This is a genomic window from Amycolatopsis sp. DSM 110486 (assembly GCF_019468465.1).
Lineage (GTDB): Bacteria > Actinomycetota > Actinomycetes > Mycobacteriales > Pseudonocardiaceae > Amycolatopsis.
Genome location: NZ_CP080519.1, coordinates 8,554,592 through 8,571,460, shown reverse-complemented (window position 1 = coordinate 8,571,460; position 16,869 = coordinate 8,554,592). Strand labels below are relative to the sequence as shown.

The window sequence follows — 16,869 nt, the reverse complement described above, 5'->3', positions numbered from 1 at the left end:
TCTTAGCCGGCGGCAAAGAAGTCGAGGTAGGCCTGGGCCAGGGCGGCGGGGTTCTCCCACGCGATGTTGTGACCGGACGCGGGGATGACGACGCCGCGGACGTCGCGGGCCACCTGCGCGAGCTGCTGGGACACCGCGTCCCCGAGGTAGGCCTGGGCGCCGACGGCCAGGACCGGGCAGCTGATCGGGTCGGCGTAATGCGGGCGGTTCTGTTCGGCGTCGGCCTGGCGGGCGCGGTACATCTCCAAGATGGCCCGGGTGCCGCCCGGCTGCTCGGCCGAGTGCACTATTTCGTCGACGTCCTCCTCGGCCAGCGCGGTGGGGTCCCACATCTGGCGTCGGGCATACCAGGTCCAGAACGGCCGTTCCCGCCCGGCCAGCAACAACTCGGGCACGTGCGGCAGGCTGAAGAAGCTGAAGTGCCAGCCGGTGCGGACGTCGTCGGCAGCGAGCGAAGGGTCGGGTCCGCCGCCCGGCAATCCCGGGCCGGCCGGCAATCCCGGCAGAAGCGTTTCCTGGAACACCAGTTGCCGCACCCGGGGCCGGTGGAAGGCCGCGACGGCGTAGGCGATGGCCGCGCCCCAGTCCTCGCCGACGACGCGGAACTGGTCGAAGCCCAGGTGGGTGGCCAGGTCGGCGACGTCGGCGGCCATCGTGGCGGTGTCGTAGCCGGTCAGGGGGCGCTGGGAGCCGCCGGCGCCTCGGTTGTCGACCGCGACGACGGTGTAGTGCGGGGTCAGCAGCGGCACGAGGTGGCGCCAGTACGACATGGTCTTCGGCACGCCGTGCAGCAAGAACACCGGCTCGCCGGCCCCGCCGATGGCGTAGTGGATCTCCACGCCGTTGACCTTGGGTTTGCCGTGTGTGAGCCGGACTCCGGCGTGGTCGGTGAGGTTCATCTCGGCGAACTCCTTTTCTCTTCGGCCGTGTAGGCGCCGACTGGGTGGTGGATCTTCCAGAGCGGCTGCGGCGGCCGTTGGGTCGGCGTCCACGGTCGGCATGGAAGTTTCGCTTCATACAACCGTGTCTCCGTGGCCGCCGATGTCGCCTGCGGCGCACCTGTCACAGATGGAGTGCATCTGACGATCAGATGGTCGCCCCATGGGCGCACCGGCAGCCGCCACTTCCGAGGTGGCAAGGCTGGGTTGGATTACCGGTGACGATCAGCTGCCCGCGTGGTGGATGCGCAGCAGCTGATCGGCGAACCGCTGTGCTGCCGGACTGGTCTCGCCCACCGAGGGCAGAATCAGGTAGATGTGCCTTTCCGGGTGCATGTCCTCAACGGCGATGAGCCGCAGAACGCTGTCTGGTGCGGTGAGCACCGGGTAGTGCAGGCCGGCTGGAGCGAAGCCGATACCGACGCCTGCGCTGACCAGCTCGAGGAACAGTTCCCAGTCGCCGACCTCACAGACGATGCGGCGCGGTATGCCTTCGCCGGCGAACGCGGCGTCACTCAACAGGCGACCCGTCCACCCTGCGGGTACTTCGACGAACCGCTCGTTGGCGAGTTGTCTGATGTGGACCTCAGCCTGCTCTGCCAGGCGGTGATCAGCACGGCAGACGAGGTGCAGCGGTTCTCGCGCCAGGCGAGTCATCCGGAGGCCCGGGACCTGGTTGACCGCGGGCCCGATCACGCAATCCAGTTCTCCCGCCTCGACCATCGAGATCATCGTCAACGCGGGCGCGTACTGCAGGCGTAGGTCGATGCCGGGATGTTCGCGGGTGAACTCGCCGAGATAGGAAATGAACGGCACCAGATGCTGAGTGGAGTGCGAGACGCCGACGCGCAGTGTGCCGATGAGCACGTCACGGGTGTGGTGTACGGCCTGTTCCGCCTGCGCAGCGCTGGTCAAGGTCCGGCGAGCCGGGCCCACCAAAGCCTCGCCGGCCGCAGTGAGCCGGACGGGCCGGGTTCCGCGGACGTAGAGGGGCGTACCGAGTTCGCGTTCGAGGGCCTGGAGGGAATTCGACAGGCCTGATTGCACGATGAGCTCGCGCTTGGCAGCGCGAGTGATACTGCGTTCCTCGACCAACGCCAGGAAATGACGTAGCTGTCTGAGTTCCATCGGACACCGCCTCCAGGCCTGAATTGCAGCATATCTGGACAGTGTCATCTGTCAGGCAGATGCAGTGCATCTGTGCGCACTGCCGCCGGACCGGCATCGAAGTTCTGACGGGCGTGGTTGACGCCGACGAACCAGTAAGGAACACAGTCAGGACAGGAGATCCGCCCATGGCAGACCACTCGACGAATCGCGCCGCGCCACTGCCCGCTGCGGGCGGCTCGCGGCGGGCCGTGTTCGTCATCTCGCTGATCTGCGCCGCCCAATTCGTGCTGCAGCTGGACTTCAGCATCGTGAACGTGGCATTGCCGTCGATCCAGCGGGAGTTGGGCATGCCCGCGGCGGAGTTGCAGTGGATCGTCACCGGGTACGCGTTGGCTTTCGGGTCGCTGCTACTGGCAGGTGGTCGCCTGGCGGACCTGCTCGGCCGGCGGCAGGTGCTGGCCGCCGGCCTGGCCTTGTTCGGGATCGCGTCGCTGGCCTGCGGGCTCGCGCAGTGGCCGATCATGCTGATCATCGCCAGGATCGTGCAGGGCGCGGCTGGGGCGATGGTGTCCCCGGCTGCGCTGTCGCTGCTGACGACGACCAACGCAGAAGGGGCTGCGCGCAACCGGGCGTTGGCGATCTGGCAGGCCACCACCGCCGCGGGCGCAACCGCCGCGGTGGTGGCCGGCGGGCTGCTCACCCAGTACTTCGGCTGGCGGGCGGTGTTCCTGATCAACCCGCCGATCATCGCCATCATGCTCACGCTGGTCCCGCAGCTGCCGGCCGGGAACCGGTCCGGTGGCGGCGGCAGCGTCGATGTGCGCGGGGCACTACTGGTGACCACCGGCATCGCAGCGCTGATCTTCGGACTCAGCAGCGGGCAACAGCACGGCTTCACCGCGCCCGTCACCATCATCGCTCTCGCCCTGGCGGTGCTGCTGAGCACGGGCTTCGTGTTCGCCGAAAAACGGTCGGCGGCCCCGATGCTGCCCCTGTCGATCCTGGCGGAGCCGGCCCGGCGGGCCGCGATCGCGGCGATGCTGCTGATCGGCGCCATCCTGGCCGGCTACGTGTACTTCGCGTCGCTGTACATGCAGAGGGTGCTGGGGTTCAGCCCGGTGGCGACCGGCCTGGCGCTGGGCCCGTCGACCGTGACCGTGGTGTTTGTCTCCACCCTCGGTACCCGCCGGCTGCTGGCCCGGTTCAGCATCAAGGCCGTCCTGCTGGCCGGGCTGGCCTGCATGGGCGCCGGGCAGCTGTGGCTCGCGCAGATCACCACCGGGGCCAGCTACCCGGCGGCGGTGCTGCCGGGGCTGGTGCTGACTGCGGCCGGCGTCGGGCTGGCGCTGCCGACCGCGTCGATCGCGATCACCAGCGGGGTTCGGGGCAGCGACCAGGGACTGGCCGGGGCGCTGTTCACCACCAGCCAGCAGACCGGCGCCGCAGTCGGCCTCGCGATCCTCGCCACCGCGGCCGCGGCGGCCACCGACGGCCACGGCGGATCACTGGTGGACGGCTACCGCCTGTCATTTCTCATCGCGACCGGTCTCGCAGTCCTCGCCGCGGTCATCGTTGCGCTCCAGCTCAGCACGAAATCACACCGCGGTGAACCCGGGCACTAGCAGGCTGGCCCGGGCGCACCGCCCTCCGCGCCGCCCGCCCCGCAACTCGGTAAAAGCTGACAGGTCCTACGGCGGGCTGACCGGAAGCGTTACCTGGCGAGCTGTTCGCCGGGCCGGGGGCGCGTCATCAGACCGAACCCGCCGGCGATAGCACCAGGCGAATCCGCTACCGCCGCGCCGTCGCTTCGAGCAAGCCCTCCTCGCTCACTCGGAACCCTGCAGGACCTTCCATGCCCTGGAGGCCACGTGCAGGTTGAGCCTGCTGTCGACGTCATTGAGGTCGCGGTCGGTGATCTGCCGGATCCGGCCCAGCCGGTAGCGCAGGGTGCTGCGGTGGATCACCAACGCGGAAGCGGTCTCGTCGTAGTGTCCGCCGCATTCGAGGTACTGCGACAGCGTCTGGACCAGATTCGTGTTCTTTTGCTCGTCGTAGTCGAGAAGCTGGCCCAACCATTCCCGCACGAACGCGACGATTTCGGCGCGATTGTCTCCAGTGTCCAGAATGCGATAAATGCCCAGTTGGTCGAAGGCCGTCGCACCATTGGGTGACCTTGATTTCTGACGGATGTCCAAGGCTCGCAAGGCTTCCGAGTAGGACCTCGGAAAATCGCCAGGGCTGTCGCAGCGGGCACCGACCCCGATCGCGCAGGCGCTTCCGAGGCTCTCCGAGAGGGTGCGGTACAGCGCGTCCCCGTCCGGGCGGCCGCTGACGAGGAGCACCACCGCTCCCGCGCGCCGCGAGATCATCGAGCTCAGCTGAAGCGACGCAGCCGCCTGGCCGGTGGCGTGGGCGAGGGCGTCGTCGGCCTGCCGTCCGCCCCATTGGACGACGATCGCGTAATGAGGGCCGCGCAGGTCGTGCCCGATCGCGTCGGCGCGAGCGTAGGCGCTCTCGTCGTCGGTGCCGGTGATCAGGTCGTCGACCAGGTCACGGTGCAGGCGTAGCTCGACCTCGGCGAGATTGCGCTGGTGGGACAGCTCCAGCGCCAGCACCGTTGTCCCGTATTCGAGCGCGAACACCTCGTGGCTGCCCACGGTCCTGCGGGGGTCCACGAGCGCCACCACCCCGAGCACCTCGTAGCGCGGTTTGACCAGCGAGATCAACCGGTCCTTCTCCCGGACCGGATGTGGTACCGCCGCGGCGCGCCTGAGTAGCTCCTCGCGCCGGTGGGATTTGGGCTTCGGGTACGGGTCGGGCTTGCCGGGACCGGCCCAGGCCCGCAGGTTGCCGAACCGGTCTTCGATCGCGACCGGCAACGATGTCAGCTGGTGCAGCGCGTGGGCGATGCCGGGCTCGCCCGCACCGGACACGGAGATGTTGGTGAGTACCTCGTGCACGTGTGTCTGTTGCTCGAGCCGGGCGACCGATGCGGACAGCCTGCCGTTGAGCTCCTGCAGGTCGAGGGCCTGTTCCCGCTCTCGCCGGTGGAGCGCGGCGTTCGCCAGCGCATCCGCCGCCTGCTGGCTGAGCGCCTCGAGCAAGAAGAACTCGTCCCTCGACGGCTCCATTGCCGCGTGCACCACCAGGTAGCCTTTCAGGCCGCTCAGGCCATGCAGCGCGAAGCCCCAGTACCAATCGCCGTCGGGTAGGACGAGCGAGCCGCTGTCGCCGTCGAGGAGACGGACCTGTCGGTCGAGCTCCGCGTCCGGCTCCGCGTCATCACGACGGCTGAGTGCGCCGTCGATGATCAGGTACACCGCCTTGGCGCCACAGCCGCTCAGCGACAGCACCGAGGTGGCGGCCAGCCGAATGATGTCGTCGGCTTCGCGGCCGTCGAACATCGTCGCCGAAACGACGAAGAGCCCGCGCAAATTCGACAAGTGGCCACGCCACCAGCTGTCCGACCCTTGTGGATTTTGGTGGGCTCCGCCCGCCGCCGCGGGTGTCATCCGGGCCTCCGACCGCCGACTGGTCAAAATTTTACACGGATGATCCTGCTCTGCCGGGTCGATCGTTCGCGCGAATTTCGACCTGCCGGGCGCACGCGCGAACATGGCCGTCCTTGTCACGGTGTGTTGTGTCCCGAGAGGCCGCTGCGACGGTCCCGATTCTCTCGGTACCCGCAAAACTCGTGTCCGCTAGGAGAAACGCGTCGCAAAGTCCGTTGGACGCGGTAGGTCTCTGTGCGACAAGTACCCGGACGAGGAATGAGGAGAGTCATGACATTGATGCGTTTCGACCCGTTCCGCGATCTCGAACGGTTGACCGAGCAGGCCCTGGTAGGTGCCCGCGGCCCGCGGGCGATGCCGATCGAGGCCTTCCGCCGCGGCGACCAGTTCGTCGTCGCGCTGGACCTACCGGGAGTGGACCCCGACGACGTCGACGTGACGGTGGAACGCAATGTGGTGACCGTGCGTGCCCGTCGCGCCCCGCTGCGCCGTGAAGGTGACGAACTGGTGGTCGACGAACGGCCGCAGGGTGAGTTCAGCCGCCAATTCTTCCTCGGCGACAACCTGGACAGCACGCGGCTGTCCGCGGAGGTCGACCACGGTGTGCTGATGCTCGGTATCCCGGTTGCCGAAGCCAGCAAGCCTCGCAAGGTCGAAGTCGGCAGTGGCACCGAGACGGCCGAAAAGAAGCCTCAGATCAAGGCTTCCCGAGAAGAACACGCGAACGTCTAGGAGCCAGAAGATGACTGCGCAGCCGGGCGCCGCGGCGCCATCACCGCGTCACTCTTCGGACCAGCAAGCTTCAGAAAAGCTCACATCGGAACAGCGCGCCGCGGGCCAGCGTCGTCCGATCGGCGCTTACGAGACCTACAGCGAAGCCGAGCGTGCTGTTGACTACCTGTCGGACAACGGTTTCCCGGTCCAGCGGGTCGCCATCATCGGCTCGGACGTCAAGCTGGTCGAGCAGGTCGTCGGGCGCCTGAACTACGGCGGCGCCGCGCTGCGCGGAGCCGGCTCGGGTGCCGTCACGGGACTGCTGATCGGCTGGCTGTTCGGGACCTTCAACTGGTTCACGCCGTTGCTGGCCGCCTTCACCCTCGCCGTGTATGGACTGCTGTTCGGCGCAGTGATCGGCGCGATCTTCGGCCTCGTCATCCACGCGCTCCAGCGTGGCCGCCGCGACTTCGCCTCGGTCCGAGTCATGACGCCCACCCGCTACGAGGTCGTCGCCGACGAAGCGGTTGCCGACGACGCCAAGAACCTGCTCGCCAAGATGAAGGGAAGTGTCTGATGGCCAAGGCGGTCGGCATCGACCTGGGTACGACCAACTCGGTGATCGCCACCTGGGAAGGCGGCGAACCCACGGTCATCGCCAACTCCGAAGGCACCCGGACCACCCCGTCGGTTGTCGCGTTCACCGAAAGCGGGGAGCGGCTTGTCGGCCAGCTGGCCCGCCGGCAGGCGATCCTCAACCCGAAGGGCACCGTCTACTCCGCGAAGAGGTTCATTGGCCGGAAATACGACGAAGTCGGCGACGAGGCCAAGGCTGTCGGCTTCGACGTCGTCGAGGGTGAGGGCGGCGTCGTCCGGTTCAAGGTCCGCGACAAGCTCTACTCGCCGGAGGAGATCAGCGCGCAGATCCTGCGCAAGCTCGCCGACGACGCGGGCAAGTTCCTCGGCGAGCGGGTGACCGAGGCCGTCATCACCGTGCCGGCGTACTTCAACGACGCCCAGCGGCAAGCCACCAAGGACGCCGGCAAAATCGCCGGCCTCGAGGTCCTGCGCATCATCAACGAGCCGACCGCCGCCGCGCTCGCCTACGGGCTCGACTCGAAGAACCACGAGACGGTTCTCGTGTTCGACCTCGGCGGCGGCACCTTCGACGTGAGCCTGCTCGACGTCGGAGACGGCGTGGTCGAGGTCCGGTCGACCGCCGGGGACACCCACCTCGGCGGCGACGACTTCGACCGCCGGATCGTGGACCACCTTGCCGATCAGTTCCAGAAGGACAACGGCATCGACCTGCGTGCGGATCCGCAGGCGCTGCAACGGCTCTTCGAAGCCGCGGAGAAGGCGAAGGCCGAGCTCAGCTCGGTCAGCCAGACGAGCGTGAGCCTGCCGTTCATCACCGCGGACAAAGACGGCCCGAAGCACCTCACGACCACCTTGATGCGCTCGGTGTTCGAGCAGATCACCGCGGACCTGGTCGAGCGCTGCCTTGGCCCGGTCAAGCAGGCAATGGGCGACGCGAAGGTGACCGCGAACGACATCGACGAGGTCATCCTGGTCGGCGGATCGACGCGGGTCCCGGCTGTGCAGAGCCTGGTCCGCAGGCTGACCGGTGGCAAGGACCCGAACATGAGCGTCAACCCGGACGAGGTCGTCGCGCTCGGTGCGGCGGTCCAGTCCGGTGTGCTCAAGGGTGAGGTCAAGGACGTCCTATTGCTCGACGTCACCCCGCTATCCCTGGGCGTCGAAACCCGGGGCGGCGTGATGACGAAGATCGTCGAGCGCAACACGACCATCCCGGCGCGGCGGACCGAGGTGTTCTCCACCGCGGAGGACAACCAGCCCGCGGTCGACGTCGTGGTGCTCCAGGGCGAACGGGAAAGGGCGGCCGACAACCGGGTGCTCGGGCGCTTCCAGCTCACCGACATCCGCCCGGCGCCGCGGGGCGAGCCCCAGATCGAGGTCACCTTCGACGTCGACGCCAACGGCATCCTCGATGTCACCGCCAAGGACAAGGACACCGGTGCGCAGCAGGGCATCACGATCAGCGAGAGCTCGAATCTCGACCAGGCGGAGATCGACCGCATGGTCGCCGAAGCCGAACGCAACCGGTCCGAGGACCTGCGGCTGCGTGAGGAGGTCGACGCGCGCAACCTGCTGGACTCGGCGGCGTACCAGGTCGAACGGGCGATCACGGACACCACCCCGCCACACGAGAAGGCGCGGGCGGAGATGCTCGTCCAAGAGGCTCGTGAAGCCGTGAAGAACGCGGCTCCGGTGGACCAGGTCCGTTCGCTGACGTCGGAGTTGCAGCAGGTGCTGGCCGGGCTCAACGCTCCCCGGGCGAGCGGCGGCGGCGAAGGTGGCAGCGGTTCCGGCGGCGGCACGCAGCAATCGGCCGACGAGGACGACGTGATCGACGCGGACTTCGACCGGGCGTGAGGCGGATCGATGACCACCCCAGGAAAGGCCGCGGAGCAGGGAAACCCCTCCGCGGAGGTCGCCGAGGCCGGCACAGCGCCCGGCCCGCAGGAAGTGGCGGCCGGGGCGGAGGAGAAACTCGCCGAGCTCGAGGACCGGTGGCGGCGGGCCGTGGCCGACCTCGACAACGTGCGCAAGCGCCATGCCGCAGAGATGCGGCGGGAGGTGGAAGCCGAGCGGGCGAGGGTCGCGGCGGCCTGGCTTCCGGTGCTCGACAACCTCGAACTGGCGCTCGCGCACGCCGAGGCTGACCCGTCGGCCATCGTGCAGGGCGTCCACGCGATCCGGGATCAAGCCGTCCAGCTGCTCGCCGCGCTCGGGTACCCGCGGGACGACGAAACCGGCGTCCGGTTCGACCCGAACAGGCATGAGGTCGTCGCCGTCGTCGACGACCCCGCCACCGAACCGAACACCGTGACCCGTGTGGTGCGCCCCGGCTACGGGACCGACCGGCACCAGCTGCGGCCGACGGCCGTGACGGTGTCCAAGTCACAGGGGTGATGGCCGGTGGCAACCGATTTCTACGAGGCCCTCGGTGTCGCCAAAACCGCGAGCACAGACGAGATCCAGCGGGCGTATCGGAAGCTGGCGCGGCAGCTCCACCCCGACGTGAACTCCGACCCGGGCGCCGAAGAGCGCTTCAAGGAGATCAGCGAGGCCTACCAGGTGCTGTCCGACCCAGAGCAGCGCAAGAAGTACGACCGGTTCGGTGCGGACTTCCGCCGCGTTCCCGACGACTTCGACGAGCGGGTGTACGCCGGTGCCGGTGGGCGGGGTAGCAGCCGCGGCCGCTACGCCCAGGCGGGGCCGGGATTCGGCAGTGGGTTCACGGGCTTCGAAGACGTCGACATCGAGGACCTGCTCGGCGGCTTCTTCCGGAGCCGGGGTTCCGGGCCAATCGCGGGCGCCGACCAGGAGGCCGAACTCGAACTGACGGTCGAGGAGGCCTACCGGGGCGGGCGACGGCACCTGAGCATCGCCGGCGCGGGCGAGCGCGATTACGACGTCGACATTCCGGCCGGAGTGCTCGACGGGCAGCGCATCCGGCTCACCGGTCAGGGCGGGCGGGCGTCCGGGAACGCCGCGCCCGGTGACCTCTACCTCGTGGTGCGGATCAAGCCGCATCCCCGCTACCGCCTGTCCGGGCGCGACATCACGGTCGAGCTGCCGGTGGCGCCCTGGGAGGCGGCGCTCGGCGCCACGGTTCCCGTGCTGACCCCCGACGGTGAGGTGAAGGTGCGGGTCGTGCCCGGTTCGTCAACCGGACGGCGGCTGCGGCTGCGCGGCGAGGGCCTGCCCAACCCCAAGGGCAAGCCGGGCGATCTCTACGCCGAGGTACGCGTGATGGTGCCGAAGAAGCTCGGAAAGCGGGAGCGCGAGCTCTTCGAGGAACTCGCCGCGGTGTCCGATTTCGACCCGAGGAGGACCTGATGGCCGAGTACCTGCTCACCCGTCCCGTCCGGCTCAGCCTCGACACGGTAGCCGCGCGAAGCGGACTGCACCCGGAGCTGATCCGCCGGTTCGTCACGCTGAGCCTGGTGGACGGCACCGCCGATGCGAGCGGGCGGCTGTGGTTCGCCCCGTCCGCCGTCGCCACCCTCGCGCGCATCCAGCGCCTGCGCGCGGGCCTTTCCCTCAACTACGCGGCCATCGGGCTCGTGCTCGACCTGCTGGACCGAATCGACGTCCTCGAAGCCCAAGTCAGGAGCCACCGGCGATGGACATGAGCAAGCTGACCCAAAAATCGCAGGAAGCGCTGCAGGAGGCCCAGAGCGTGGCGCAGCGCCACGGCCACACCGAGACCGACGGCGAGCACCTGCTGCTCGCCCTGCTCGATCAGCCCGACGGTTTGGCGCCCCGGCTGCTGGTGCAGGCGGGCGCGGACGTCGACGGTCTTCGCGAAGCCGCCGAGGCGGAACTCGCGCGGCGACCGAAGGTGACCGGCCCCGGCGCCGCACCCGGCCAGGTCTACCTCACCCGGCGCCTCGCCGGCCTCCTGGACGCCGCCGAACGGGAAGGCAAGCGACTCAAGGACGAATACGTCTCCGTCGAACATCTCGTGCTGGCCCTCGCCGACGAGGGTGCGAAGTCCGCCGCGGGGCGGCTGCTGACCCGATACGGCGTGACGCGCGAGTCGTTCTTGGCGGCGCTGACCAAGATCCGCGGCAACCAGCGAGTCACCTCGGCGACCCCTGAGGGCGCGTACGAGGCGCTGGAGAAGTACGGCCGGGACTTGGTCGCCGACGCGCGGTCGGGCAAGCTCGACCCGGTGATCGGCCGGGACGCCGAGATCCGCCGGGTGATCCAGATCCTATCGCGAAAGACGAAAAACAATCCCGTGCTGATCGGCGACCCGGGCGTCGGCAAGACGGCGATCGTCGAGGGCCTCGCCCAGCGGGTCGTGCGCGGCGACGTGCCGGAAGGCTTGCGGGACAAGACGATTTTCTCCCTCGACATGGGCGCACTCGTCGCCGGGGCGAAGTACCGCGGCGAGTTCGAGGAGCGGCTCAAGGCCGTGCTGGCCGAGGTCAAAGCGGAAGAGGGGCGCATCCTCCTCTTCGTCGATGAGCTCCACACGGTCGTCGGCGCCGGCGCCGCCGAAGGCGCGATGGACGCCGGGAACATTCTCAAGCCGATGCTGGCGCGCGGTGAGCTCCACATGATCGGCGCGACGACACTCGATGAGTATCGCAAGCACATCGAGAAGGACGCCGCGCTGGAGCGCCGGTTCCAGCCGATCGTCGTCGATGAACCCTCCGTCGAGGACACCGTCTCGATCCTGCGTGGACTGCGGGAGCGGCTCGAGGTGTTCCACGGCGTCAAGATCCAGGACGGCGCGCTGGTCGCCGCCGCGACCATGTCCCACCGTTACATCACCGATCGTTTCCTGCCGGACAAGGCGATCGACCTCGTCGACGAGGCGTGCGCACGGCTGCGTACGGAAATCGACTCCATGCCCGCCGAACTCGACGAGCTCACCCGGCGCGTCACCCGCCTGGAGATCGAGGAAGCCGCCCTGTCCAAGGAGTCCGACAACGCCAGCAAGGCGCGGTTGGAGGATCTCCGCGGGGAACTCGCCGATCTTCGTGCCGGAGCGGACTCGAAGAAGGCGCAGTGGGAAGCCGAGCGTCAGGCAATCCGGCGGGTCCAGGAGCTGCGATCCGAACTGGAACGACTGCGCCAAGAAGCCGAACAAGCGGAACGGAACTACGACCTGAACCGCGCGGCCGAGCTGCGCTACGGCGAGATCACCGAAGCCGAGCGCCGGCTTGCTGCGGAGGAAGAACAGCTGGCGGGCAAGCAGGGCCGAAAGCGGCTGCTGCACGAGGTCGTCACCGAGGAAGAGATCGCGGAGATCGTCGCCTCGTGGACCGGGATCCCGGTTTCCAGGCTGCAGGAAGGCGAGCGGGAAAAGCTGCTGCGGCTCGATGAGATCTTGCACGAGCGGGTGGTCGGTCAGGACGAGGCCGTCCGGCTGGTCGCCGACGCGATCATCCGGGCACGTTCGGGCATCCGCGATCCGCGCAAACCGATCGGGTCATTCATCTTCCTCGGCCCGACCGGTGTCGGGAAGACCGAACTCGCCAAGACCCTCGCGGCGGCCTTGTTCGACAGCGAGGAGAACATGGTCCGGCTCGACATGAGCGAGTACCAGGAGCGGCACACCGTCTCGAGGCTTCTGGGCGCTCCGCCGGGCTACGTCGGGTACGACGAGGGCGGGCAGCTCACCGAAGCCGTGCGGCGCAAGCCTTACTCGGTCGTGCTGTTCGACGAGATCGAGAAGGCGCACCCGGACGTGTTCAATACGCTGCTCCAGGTGCTCGACGACGGCCGGATCACCGACGCGCAGGGCCGCACCGTCGACTTCCGCAACACGGTGATCATCATGACCTCCAACATCGGCTCGCAGCACCTGCTCGACGGGGTCACCTCCACCGGCGAGATCAAGCCGGATGCCCGGGACGCCGTGCTGGCCGGGCTGCGGCACCACTTCCGGCCGGAGTTCCTCAACCGCGTCGACGACATCGTGCTGTTCACCCCGCTCGGACCGGCCGAGATCGAGCGCATCGTCGACCTGCAGTTCGACGAGCTGCGCCAGCGGCTGGACGAACAGGGCATCTCGGTCGAGCTCACCGCAGAGGCGAGGAAGCTCATCGCCCAGCACGGTTTCGACCCCGTGTACGGCGCCCGGCCGCTGCGCCGGTACATCTCCCACGAGGTCGAGACCAAGATCGGCCGCACGCTTCTGCGCGGTGAACCGACCGAGGGGCTGGTGATCACCGTCGACGCCAAGGACGGCGAGCTCGTCGTCACCTTCGGCGGGGGCGAAGGGAGGTTCGCGGCATGAGCACCGACACCGGCAGCACCGGCACGGTCGTCTGCGAACACTGCGGGCACAAGAACCGCGTACCGACGGCTGCCGCGGGCAAGCCGACGTGCGGGCATTGCCACGAGCCGCTGCCCTGGATCGTCGACACCAGCGAGACCGACTTCGCGGAAGTCGCGGAGCAGGCCACGATGCCGGTGCTGGTCGACCTCTGGGCCGCCTGGTGCGGGCCTTGCCGCCAGGTCAGCCCCGCGCTGGCCCAGCTCGCACGGGAGCGGGCCGGGAAGGTCAAGCTCGTGAAGGTCGACGTGGACAGGGCACCGAGGCTGTCGCAGCGGTTTGACGTGAAGGCCGTGCCGACGCTCATGGTGCTGCGCGGCGGTGAGGTAGTCGCGCGGCAGGCGGGAGCTGCGCCCGTGAACGTGCTGCGCGAGTGGCTCGATCAGGCGATAGCGCAACCGGAAAGTGCTCACGAGGCCAGCCATGAGCGAGGAAGGTGACCTGTGATGACCAGTGTCGTCGACCGGCATCTCGAGTTCGTACGAGACGTCGTGCCGCGAACCCCGCAGGGTTGCGAGGAGTGCCTGGTCGCCGGCACGTCGTGGCTGCATTTGCGGCTGTGCCTGACGTGCGGGCACGTCGGCTGCTGCGACTCGTCGCCGATGAAGCACGCCAGTAGTCACGCCCACGCCATCGGACATCCGATCGTGCGCTCGTTCGAGCCCGGCGAGACCTGGCGCTGGTGCTACGTCGATCAGGCATTCGTATGACAGCCGCGACCCGGATCGAGGTCGGCGCGCCGCTTACCGAGACCCCGGATCCGTACGGAGCATTCCCCCGGCTCACGGACGAGCAGATCCGCACACTCGGCGCAGGTGGTGAACGTCGTCCGGTCCAGGCGGGCGAGGTGCTGTACGCGCAAGGGGAACAGACTTCCGAGTTCTTTGTGATCTTGAGCGGCAAGGTTGCCGTCGTGGAGGGAACCGGAGGCGACGCAAAGGTTGTGCGCGTGCACGGACACCACCGGTTCCTGGGCGAACTCGGCCTGCTCGAAGAGCAGCCCGCGTTCGTCGGCGCCGTTGCCGCCGAGTCCGGCGAGGTGCTCGCCATCCCGGTGAGCGCGTTGCGGCGCCTGGTGCTCGGCGATCCTGTGCTTGGCGACCTGATCCTGCGTGCCTACCTCGTGCGACGGGCACTCCTGATCGGGTCCGGCCACGGGATGCGGATCGTCGGCTCCTGCTATTCCCCCGATACCAGGCGGCTGCTGGAGTTCGTGGCGCGCAACCGGCTCCCGTACCGACTGGTCGACGTCGAGAAGGATCAGCAGGCCGAGGCGCTCCTGCAGCGCTTCGGCGTCGACGTCGAGGACACCCCGGTGGTCGTGCTGAACGGCACCGAAGTGCTGCGGAACCCGAGCACCGCCGAGGTGGCCAGGAGAGTCGGGCTGCGGCCACCGGAACCGGAATGCGGTGTACAGGACCTGCTCGTGGTCGGCGCCGGGCCCGGCGGTCTGGCCGCGGTGGTCTACGGCGCTTCCGACGGGTTGAGGCTTTCGGCGTTCGACGCCGTGGCCCCGGGCGGCCAGGCCGGGACGACCTCCCGCATCGAGAACTACTTGGGCTTCCCTCCGGGGATCTCCGGTGCGGAGCTGGCCGAGCGATCGGTGATCCAGGCGGCCAAGTTCGGTGTTCGCGTCGCGGTCTCAGCCGAGGCGCGCACCCTCGATCCACGCGGAGGCCACTACGCCGTCGGATTCGACGACGGCATCGAGATCGTCTCCCGCACCCTCGTGATCGCTACGGGTGCCCGGTACCGCAGGCTCTTCGTACCTGGCATCGAGAAGTTCGAAGCGACCAGCGTCTTCTACGCCGCGACTCTGCACGAAGCGCGTCGGTGCCGGGCCGCCCCCGTGGCAGTGGTCGGCGGCGGCAACTCGGCCGGTCAGGCGGCGGTATTCCTTGCGGAAGGCTCGCCGGTGGTCTACCTGGTGGTGCGCGGGGGCGATCTCGCTGTGAACATGTCCCGCTATCTCGTCGACCAGGTCGAACGGCATCCGCGGATCATCGTGCTCGACCACACCGAAGTCCGTGAGCTCGTCGGCGGCGACAGCATCGAATCCCTGGTCGTCGAGGACAACCGCACCCGCGAGCGCCGCTTCCTCGACGCGCGTGCGCTGTTCGTCTTCATCGGGGCTTCCCCGCACACCGCCTGGCTTTCCGGGATGGTCGCCCTCGACGAGGACGGCTTCGTGCTCACGGGGGCGGACGCCGAGGGGCACCGGGATGCCGACGTGTGGCGCGGAGTACAGCGCCCGCCACTGGTGCTCGAGACGAGCAGGCCAGGTGTGTTCGCTGTGGGGGACGTACGCCACGGCTCAGTCAAACGAGTGGCCTCGGCGATCGGGGAAGGCGCCATGGCCGTCCGGTTCGTACACGAACATCTCTCGATGGAGGCCTGATGCCGGTCATGGGCGCGGCAAGGTTCGAACGGTTCTTCCGGGTGGCCGCGAGCCTGAATGTCGACAAGAGCGATCTGAAACGGTACGACGAATTCTTGGACCGCAAGATCTACGACCTCTTCGTAGTCGCCAAGGCCACGGCCAAGGCCAACGGACGGGACGTCATCGAGCAAAGAGACCTGCCGATCACCAAGGGGCTGCAGGAGTGCATGCACGAGTTCCTCAAGATGGAAGAAGACCTGGAAGTGGTGCCGCTGCTCGATCAGCTCCTGACGCGTCCCCCGCTCGGGATCGCGATCTCCGAAGACACCGAGGCACGGCTCCCGGCCATCGCCGGCGGCCTCAGCGTGGCTCTCGCCCAGGCGTTCAAGATCACCGACCCACGCCTCAAGAACCCCGGCTCCGCGGAATGGGAACAGGTCTTCCGAATGTTCGAACTGCTCCTCTAGGCAGGCGCGCACGAGGTTCACCGGAAGGCATTCATCCGCCGGGAAAACGGCGGCCCGGGCGGCGTGGCGACGATACCGCAGGCAGCGAGTCCGGCCGTCCTTCGCGGACATGAACTTACCTCCGCCTGATCACGATCGTAGGAAGGCACGCCAGACACTGTCCCGATGTGCCAGCAGCGACTCCTCTTTTTGGTGCCACCAGGGTGAAGCCGTCGAGGCCGGTGATCAGCACGATCGCTGTATGGTCATTGGACTCTCACTCACCCTCGATCAGCCGGCGTACGTAGCCGCGTTCGCAGAGCTGCAACGCCTCACAAGGCAGGCACGCGGTGCACCGGCCGAGACCACCGGCAAAACGGAAGATCTCACGGTCACCTCAACATTGCGGGGCGAGCACTACACCGTCGTCACCGTCAGTGGATCGATCGACGCGCGGGCGCTGCGCCTCCTGGCCGCTCACTTCGCCGGGTTGCTCCACGCCGGCACGCGGCACCTGGTGGTCGATCTGTCCCAGGTCAAGCCGGTGGACGACGGCCTGTTCGAACTCGTGCACAAAGTAGAGGACAGGCTCACCGCCCTCAACGGCCTGTTCGAGCTGACCGGCCTCGCGCCGCCCGTGCTGTACGCGATGGACGACGCCCTGCTGGCCGAAGTCTTCTCCCAGTACCGCGCCGTCATCGACGACCCGAAACCGCGTGCCGTGCTGTGGTCGTCATTGCGTTGCCCCCAAGGCCTCGAGGACGTCGCGGAGCCCGGATCCGCAGCCCGGTATCGGACTTTCATCGATACAGCCGCCCACGGCTCAGGCGAGCGATGGGGAAGGCGCAGATGAAGGCCGTTACTGAACGGCCGAAACGACGTACGG

Annotated in this window: 16 protein-coding genes; 13 read left to right on the top strand and 3 right to left on the bottom strand. The window is 68.2% G+C overall.

Features of this window, described 5'->3' with window-relative positions:
- Positions 1 to 2: 2 nt before the first annotated feature.
- Together K1T34_RS41330 and K1T34_RS41325 are read right to left on the bottom strand one after the other, a co-directional pair.
- Positions 3 to 899, bottom strand: coding sequence for an alpha/beta fold hydrolase (locus K1T34_RS41330; RefSeq protein ID WP_220240113.1), 897 nt, complete (start codon positions 897 to 899; stop codon positions 3 to 5).
- Between the two features lie 264 nt (positions 900 to 1,163).
- Positions 1,164 to 2,066: a LysR family transcriptional regulator gene (locus K1T34_RS41325; RefSeq protein WP_220240112.1), complete on the bottom strand. Its 903-nt coding sequence runs from the start codon at positions 2,064 to 2,066 to the stop codon at positions 1,164 to 1,166.
- Positions 2,067 to 2,233: 167 nt separating this feature from the next.
- Between K1T34_RS41325 and K1T34_RS41320 the strand changes: the two genes are divergently transcribed.
- On the top strand, positions 2,234 to 3,670 hold the full coding sequence (locus K1T34_RS41320; protein ID WP_220240111.1) for an MFS transporter: 1,437 nt from the start codon (positions 2,234 to 2,236) through the stop codon (positions 3,668 to 3,670).
- A 204-nt stretch (positions 3,671 to 3,874) separates the two neighbouring features.
- On the opposite strand, the gene K1T34_RS41315 is transcribed toward K1T34_RS41320, so the two are convergent.
- Entirely contained in the window at positions 3,875 to 5,665 is a 1,791-nt protein-coding gene (locus K1T34_RS41315; RefSeq protein WP_255637940.1) for a CdaR family transcriptional regulator, read from the bottom strand.
- 165 nt (positions 5,666 to 5,830) lie between these two features.
- Here K1T34_RS41315 and K1T34_RS41310 point away from each other — a divergent pair, with 165 nt between their 5' ends.
- From K1T34_RS41310 to K1T34_RS41255, 12 genes are all read left to right on the top strand, one after another.
- The gene (locus K1T34_RS41310; protein ID WP_220240110.1) at positions 5,831 to 6,292 is read left to right on the top strand and encodes an Hsp20/alpha crystallin family protein; all 462 of its coding nucleotides are present in this window, start codon (positions 5,831 to 5,833) and stop codon (positions 6,290 to 6,292) included.
- 10 nt (positions 6,293 to 6,302) lie between these two features.
- A complete protein-coding gene (locus tag K1T34_RS41305; protein WP_220240109.1) occupies positions 6,303 to 6,851 on the top strand; it encodes a general stress protein in 549 nt (182 codons plus the stop codon).
- Positions 6,851 to 8,731 carry a molecular chaperone DnaK gene (gene dnaK / locus K1T34_RS41300; RefSeq protein WP_220240108.1) on the top strand — a complete coding sequence of 627 codons (1,881 nt, stop codon included), beginning with the start codon at positions 6,851 to 6,853 and terminating at the stop codon, positions 8,729 to 8,731. The genes K1T34_RS41305 and dnaK overlap by 1 nt, the downstream gene beginning before the upstream one ends.
- Positions 8,732 to 8,740: 9 nt before the next feature.
- The gene (locus K1T34_RS41295; protein WP_220240107.1) at positions 8,741 to 9,271 is read left to right on the top strand and encodes a nucleotide exchange factor GrpE; all 531 of its coding nucleotides are present in this window, start codon (positions 8,741 to 8,743) and stop codon (positions 9,269 to 9,271) included.
- Positions 9,272 to 9,277: 6 nt separating this feature from the next.
- Positions 9,278 to 10,201, top strand: coding sequence for a DnaJ C-terminal domain-containing protein (locus K1T34_RS41290; protein ID WP_220240106.1), 924 nt, complete (start codon positions 9,278 to 9,280; stop codon positions 10,199 to 10,201).
- Positions 10,201 to 10,497, top strand: coding sequence for a chaperone modulator CbpM (locus K1T34_RS41285; RefSeq protein ID WP_220240105.1), 297 nt, complete (start codon positions 10,201 to 10,203; stop codon positions 10,495 to 10,497). Before K1T34_RS41290 ends, K1T34_RS41285 begins: the two co-directional genes overlap by 1 nt.
- Positions 10,488 to 13,118, top strand: coding sequence for an ATP-dependent chaperone ClpB (clpB, locus tag K1T34_RS41280; protein WP_220240104.1), 2,631 nt, complete (start codon positions 10,488 to 10,490; stop codon positions 13,116 to 13,118). Before K1T34_RS41285 ends, clpB begins: the two co-directional genes overlap by 10 nt.
- Positions 13,115 to 13,597 (top strand): thioredoxin, encoded by a 483-nt coding sequence (gene trxA, locus K1T34_RS41275; protein WP_220240103.1) that lies wholly within the window; start codon positions 13,115 to 13,117, stop codon positions 13,595 to 13,597. The genes clpB and trxA overlap by 4 nt, the downstream gene beginning before the upstream one ends.
- 6 nt (positions 13,598 to 13,603) lie before the next feature.
- Positions 13,604 to 13,867: a ubiquitin carboxyl-terminal hydrolase 14 gene (locus K1T34_RS41270; protein ID WP_220240102.1), complete on the top strand. Its 264-nt coding sequence runs from the start codon at positions 13,604 to 13,606 to the stop codon at positions 13,865 to 13,867.
- Positions 13,864 to 15,555 carry an FAD-dependent oxidoreductase gene (locus tag K1T34_RS41265; RefSeq protein ID WP_220240101.1) on the top strand — a complete coding sequence of 564 codons (1,692 nt, stop codon included), beginning with the start codon at positions 13,864 to 13,866 and terminating at the stop codon, positions 15,553 to 15,555. The genes K1T34_RS41270 and K1T34_RS41265 overlap by 4 nt, the downstream gene beginning before the upstream one ends.
- On the top strand, positions 15,555 to 16,004 hold the full coding sequence (locus tag K1T34_RS41260) for a DUF1931 family protein (RefSeq protein ID WP_220240100.1): 450 nt from the start codon (positions 15,555 to 15,557) through the stop codon (positions 16,002 to 16,004). Before K1T34_RS41265 ends, K1T34_RS41260 begins: the two co-directional genes overlap by 1 nt.
- A gap of 109 nt (positions 16,005 to 16,113) precedes the next feature.
- Entirely contained in the window at positions 16,114 to 16,836 is a 723-nt protein-coding gene (locus K1T34_RS41255; protein WP_255637939.1) for an STAS domain-containing protein, read from the top strand.
- Positions 16,837 to 16,869: the final 33 nt, after the last annotated feature.

Excerpts from the sequence above, each read along its gene's own strand:
- K1T34_RS41330 (WP_220240113.1), bottom strand. The coding sequence starts at position 899 with ATGAACCTCACCGACCACGCCGGAGTCCGGCTCACACACGGCAAACCC.
- K1T34_RS41325 (WP_220240112.1), bottom strand. The coding sequence starts at position 2,066 with ATGGAACTCAGACAGCTACGTCATTTCCTGGCGTTGGTCGAGGAACGC.
- K1T34_RS41320 (WP_220240111.1), top strand. The coding sequence starts at position 2,234 with ATGGCAGACCACTCGACGAATCGCGCCGCGCCACTGCCCGCTGCGGGC.
- K1T34_RS41315 (WP_255637940.1), bottom strand. The coding sequence starts at position 5,665 with ATGTTCGCGCGTGCGCCCGGCAGGTCGAAATTCGCGCGAACGATCGAC.
- K1T34_RS41310 (WP_220240110.1), top strand. The coding sequence starts at position 5,831 with ATGACATTGATGCGTTTCGACCCGTTCCGCGATCTCGAACGGTTGACC.
- K1T34_RS41305 (WP_220240109.1), top strand. The coding sequence starts at position 6,303 with ATGACTGCGCAGCCGGGCGCCGCGGCGCCATCACCGCGTCACTCTTCG.
- dnaK (WP_220240108.1), top strand. The coding sequence starts at position 6,851 with ATGGCCAAGGCGGTCGGCATCGACCTGGGTACGACCAACTCGGTGATC.
- K1T34_RS41295 (WP_220240107.1), top strand. The coding sequence starts at position 8,741 with ATGACCACCCCAGGAAAGGCCGCGGAGCAGGGAAACCCCTCCGCGGAG.
- K1T34_RS41285 (WP_220240105.1), top strand. The coding sequence starts at position 10,201 with ATGGCCGAGTACCTGCTCACCCGTCCCGTCCGGCTCAGCCTCGACACG.
- clpB (WP_220240104.1), top strand. The coding sequence starts at position 10,488 with ATGGACATGAGCAAGCTGACCCAAAAATCGCAGGAAGCGCTGCAGGAG.
- trxA (WP_220240103.1), top strand. The coding sequence starts at position 13,115 with ATGAGCACCGACACCGGCAGCACCGGCACGGTCGTCTGCGAACACTGC.
- K1T34_RS41270 (WP_220240102.1), top strand. The coding sequence starts at position 13,604 with ATGACCAGTGTCGTCGACCGGCATCTCGAGTTCGTACGAGACGTCGTG.
- K1T34_RS41265 (WP_220240101.1), top strand. The coding sequence starts at position 13,864 with ATGACAGCCGCGACCCGGATCGAGGTCGGCGCGCCGCTTACCGAGACC.
- K1T34_RS41260 (WP_220240100.1), top strand. The coding sequence starts at position 15,555 with ATGCCGGTCATGGGCGCGGCAAGGTTCGAACGGTTCTTCCGGGTGGCC.
- K1T34_RS41255 (WP_255637939.1), top strand. The coding sequence starts at position 16,114 with ATGAACTTACCTCCGCCTGATCACGATCGTAGGAAGGCACGCCAGACA.